The following is a 3997-nucleotide window of genomic DNA, read 5'->3' as shown; positions in this document are numbered from 1 at the left end:
CGCTATCGAAGCGAAGTAAATATGACCGACATGCCCCAGCGACTGAGCTCGTAGACCAGGACATGATCGAAGTCGGCCTCGCCCGAGCAAACATCGTCAATCAGTTCGGCGTGGCCAGGCCGTCCTTTGATCCGAAGACCGCTGCGTCCTTCGATATGGGTGTGAACGATGGCGAGGTTCTTTTGCCGGGCAAATGCCGCGATGGCGGCGGCCTGGTTTTGGATCGAATACCGTTGATAGTCGGTCGACATCCGAACATACTGCACTGCCCGAAGTGCCTTGTTGCGCTTCGCTAGACCTGTGCTCCTGCGTACGACGAGCGCGTTGGCCATCAGCCCGAGTCCGGATGGGGCTGCGCCCTTTTAGCAAATGGTCAAAACCAAAACAACGAGAGGCATGGTTGCCTGCGCATGTGCAATCTATATTCCATCACGACCAATCAAGCTGCGATCCTTGCGCTCTTCCGCGTGGTCAACCGCTACGTCGGCAATCTCGAGCTGATGCCGGGTGTGTTCCCGGACTATCCCGCACCGGTCGTGCGCAACGCCGGCGCCGAGCGCGAGATGGTGATGATGCGCTGGGGCATGCCGCCGCCTTCCCGCACCGGCGGGCCGCCTGTCACCAACATCCGCAACAGCACTTCGCCGCACTGGCGCGGCTGGCTGAAGCCGGAGAACCGCTGCCTGGTGCCGTTCAACAGCTTCGCCGAGTACGCGCCGGAGCCTAATCCGGAAACCAGGAAGAAGGACGTCGTGTGGTTCGCGCTCGGCGACGACCGGCCACTTGCCGCATTCGCGGGGATTTGGACGACGTTCAACGGCGATCGCGGCACCAAGTCCAAGCCGGTGCCCGGCCCGCACCAGGTCTACGGCTTCCTCACCACCATGCCGAACGCCGTCGTCGCGCCGATCCATCCTAAGGCGATGCCGGTGATCCTGACCACCGACGAGGAACGCGAGATCTGGATGCGCGCGCCGTGGGACGAGGCCAAGGCGTTACAGCGACCATTGCCCGATGATGCGCTGAAGATCGTGATGCGCGGCGCGGACAAGGAAGACAAGGCGGCCGCATGACGCTCGTCTAGAAGCGCCCAATTCCTGGTCGTACCGCTTCATTCGCCCTTCTCTTCAGGACCTGCAGTCGGCTGTCCACGTTGAGCGGCGAGCTCTGACGCAGCGCGGTTCTCGCAAAACCCGCCCGTCGCTGGAACTGAGCCCGTTATGCCCCAAAGGCGGCAGAGCCTGTGATCAGAGCTCAGAAAGCATCATCTGATAGTGGTGTGACATGTCCGGGCCAGCGTTGCTCGTCCTGGCATCGAACTCATCCTCCAAGCAAAGGAGCAATATGTCGAGATCGCCTGCGTGCTGGATGCTTCGGCGGGCAACCAACTTGAACCTACCTGCCAAGCGGTGAGACAATTGCACCCACGCGCGATTTTCCGCACTATGTTTCGCTCGGGCGACCCCAAACATGGTGTTCAGTAAGGACGATACGGAAGGCGCCATCGGGGTTACTTCTGCTCAGGCACGCTGGGCTTATTCGCTTCGCCCTGCCTATCCGCGGAGCACTAATCGCCCAGGAGCAATTCGTCGACCCCGTCCCTTCGCCGACCCCGATGCTGCCGCGCGCAAGCTTATCGAGATCACCAACATCATCGAGCCTGTACAGGACGGCCGCATTCACATCGAGAAGATCAATGCGCCGATGCTGTTCGAGCTCGGCGCCACGCCGGCGGAATACAAGGCCGGCTCGATCGCGCGATCGCAAGGGCTGGCTCGTCCAGCACGAGAGCGGTACCTTCGTACGCTTCACCCAGGCCGGCGCGGATCTGTTCGCGTGAACTGCCCGCGCTGCCAGGGCATGCGCTGGGTCTGCGAGGGAGCATTCCGACCCGCCGTGGGGCGAGGTGCCGGCCACCTGCCCCTCCGGCCGATAAGAAATTATTCTGGCGACAACCTGTTCGCCCAGCCACCGCCGCCTACCCTGCGAGCCTCTTCTCAACACGCTTTCGGCTGTTGCCGGCCTTCTTGACCGCCTTCTTCACCGCCGAAGCCGAGCGTCCCGTCTTCTTCGCCTCATAGCGCACTTCGTGCTTTTGGCCACCGGCGACCTTCGCCCGATCCAACTTCCGCCCGCGCGACGTATGCGACTTCTTGGCCATGCTTTCCTCCTACAGTACCGCCGCCGAGAACGCATTGCTGTTACCATTTGTTCCGGCCGCGGAAATCCGAACGGCCGCTTGCGTTGAATCTTTTTGTTGAGTGATTGGAGTGACCAGTGGCGTTTCAGCGTCGAAAGCTGGTGGCGGTCGGCAGCAAGGCTCATTATCCGGGCTTCATTCCGCCAGCGCTTGCAACCGCCGTCGGCAGCGTCCCCGGCGGTCAACGCTGGATTCACGAGATCAAGTTCGACGGCTACCGCGTGCAGGTTCACATCAAGGATGAAGCCCTCAGGGTCTTCACCCGCCGCGGCTACGACTGGACCAGGCGCTTTCGCAAGGTGGCTGCGGATGCCTGGCAGATCAATGCGGAAACAGCGATCATCGACGGCGAGGTCGTAGTGCCCGGCGAGAACGGCACGACCGATTTCGCCGCATTGCAGAACGAGCTGCAGGGTCGATCGAAGAAGATCGTGCTGGTCGCGTTCGACCTGCTCTACCTCAACGGCTACGACTATCGGAAACTGCCGCTGCTCGAGCGCAAGGCGCACCTCAAGAAGCTGATCGCCGCAACCGATGTCCAGTTCAGCGAAAGCTTCGAGATCGAAGGGCCTGAGATGTTCGTCCACGCCTGCAAGGTCGGGCTCGAGGGCGTGGTCTCGAAGGTGCGTGACAGCATCTATCCGTGGGGACGCAGCAACAATTGGATCAAGGTCACCTGCCGGCAGCGCGAGACGCTGCCGATCGCGGGCTTCGCGCTGGACGGCGACGAATGGGATGGCCTCTATGTAGGCCGGATGAAAGGTGACCAGCTCGTTTACGCTGGCAAGGTAGACCATGGCTTTGACAAGCGCACTGTCACCGAGCTGCGCCAAAGGCTGAAGCCGCTGATCCGCCGCACCCAGCCCTATGCCAAGAGGATCGCCCACCGCGGCACCTGGGTCGAACCGAAGCTGCTCGCCGAGATCGAGTACCGCGGGAAATCCGCAGAGGGCAAGCTCCGTCACCCGTTCTTCAAAGGCCTGCGGGAGGACCTGTGATGGTGCCTCGCAAAGACGCTTTCGGCACCTGGTGGGATTGGGCGGAGAAGCCGCTCGACAGCCATCTGTCGATCTCGGCCGAGTTGCACCGCGCCGTGATGGAGTTGCCGGAGGACGATCGCAATGAACGCGCCAAGGTGAACGAGGCCGCCCGACGGGCCGGTATCGAGCTCGACGCCGAATCACCGTGAATCGCGAATCCGGCTCTGGCGCCTAGTTTCGCGCGCGCCGCAGTGCCGCCGTCAACCTCTCCTTCTCGCTCTCCCACCTGACGTCTTCGGTTTTGGTCCGCTTCTCGACCGCGGCCCGTTCGGCATCGAGCGCCTCGGCGCGCTCTTCATGCTCCCGCTGCGCCTTGTCCAGCGCCGCCTGCGCTCTTTCGACCAGCTTCTCGCGCTTGGCGCGCTCCTTCGCCCTCGCCGCCTCTTCTCTGTGACGTTCAGCATCGCGCCGCTTCTGCTCGCGCTCGAAGTCGGCGGCGGCCTTGCGGGTATCCTTCTCGCTGATCTCGGGCGCCGGTCGCCTCTTCAGCGCCCGGCGGCCCTTTTTCCGCTTGCTTCGGTCTTCGCCGCCCAGGTCTGTTGGCAGGCCGGCATGCTCGGTGAAAGGGCCATTCGATCCCGCCGGGCGTTTGAGCACCACACCGGGTTTCGACATGGTGGCGGTAACCACGTCGGGATCGTCGATCTCCTCGGCGATACCCTGATGGAAGAGATTGCTGCCGGCCCCCCAGGCCTCCAGTGCGGCCTTCATCGACGGCGCCGCGATCGCCAGATCGTAGAAGCCGAGGGAGGTCCGA

The 3997-nt window shown here is 62.8% G+C and carries 6 protein-coding genes; 3 read left to right on the top strand and 3 right to left on the bottom strand.

Annotated elements, in window-relative coordinates; translation table 11 throughout:
* Positions 1 to 2 precede the first annotated feature (2 nt).
* Positions 3 to 332 carry a recombinase family protein gene (locus JOY90_RS21380; RefSeq protein WP_291693096.1) on the bottom strand — a complete coding sequence of 110 codons (330 nt, stop codon included), beginning with the start codon at positions 330 to 332 and terminating at the stop codon, positions 3 to 5.
* A 78-nt stretch (positions 333 to 410) separates the two neighbouring features.
* Between JOY90_RS21380 and JOY90_RS21375 the strand changes: the two genes are divergently transcribed.
* Entirely contained in the window at positions 411 to 1073 is a 663-nt protein-coding gene (locus tag JOY90_RS21375; protein WP_291693095.1) for an SOS response-associated peptidase, read from the top strand.
* Positions 1074 to 1978: 905 nt separating this feature from the next.
* Here the strand turns inward: JOY90_RS21375 and JOY90_RS21365 are convergent.
* A complete protein-coding gene (locus tag JOY90_RS21365) occupies positions 1979 to 2161 on the bottom strand; it encodes a DUF3606 domain-containing protein (protein ID WP_291693094.1) in 183 nt (60 codons plus the stop codon).
* A gap of 116 nt (positions 2162 to 2277) precedes the next feature.
* Here JOY90_RS21365 and ligD point away from each other — a divergent pair, with 116 nt between their 5' ends.
* Together ligD and JOY90_RS21355 are read left to right on the top strand one after the other, a co-directional pair.
* The gene (gene ligD, locus JOY90_RS21360; RefSeq protein WP_291693093.1) at positions 2278 to 3198 is read left to right on the top strand and encodes a non-homologous end-joining DNA ligase; all 921 of its coding nucleotides are present in this window, start codon (positions 2278 to 2280) and stop codon (positions 3196 to 3198) included.
* Positions 3198 to 3389: a hypothetical protein gene (locus JOY90_RS21355; RefSeq protein WP_291693092.1), complete on the top strand. Its 192-nt coding sequence runs from the start codon at positions 3198 to 3200 to the stop codon at positions 3387 to 3389. Before ligD ends, JOY90_RS21355 begins: the two co-directional genes overlap by 1 nt.
* A 22-nt stretch (positions 3390 to 3411) precedes the next feature.
* Here JOY90_RS21355 and JOY90_RS21350 read toward each other — a convergent pair.
* Positions 3412 to 3997: cell envelope biogenesis protein TolA (locus JOY90_RS21350; RefSeq protein ID WP_291693091.1), on the bottom strand; the 586-nt coding region annotated here is incomplete at its 5' end.

The sequence above is a fragment of the Bradyrhizobium sp. genome, assembly GCF_019242285.1.
GTDB lineage: Bacteria > Pseudomonadota > Alphaproteobacteria > Rhizobiales > Xanthobacteraceae > Bradyrhizobium.
Note: the sequence above shows the minus strand (reverse complement) of the source record. Positions and strands in the feature narration are given on the sequence as shown.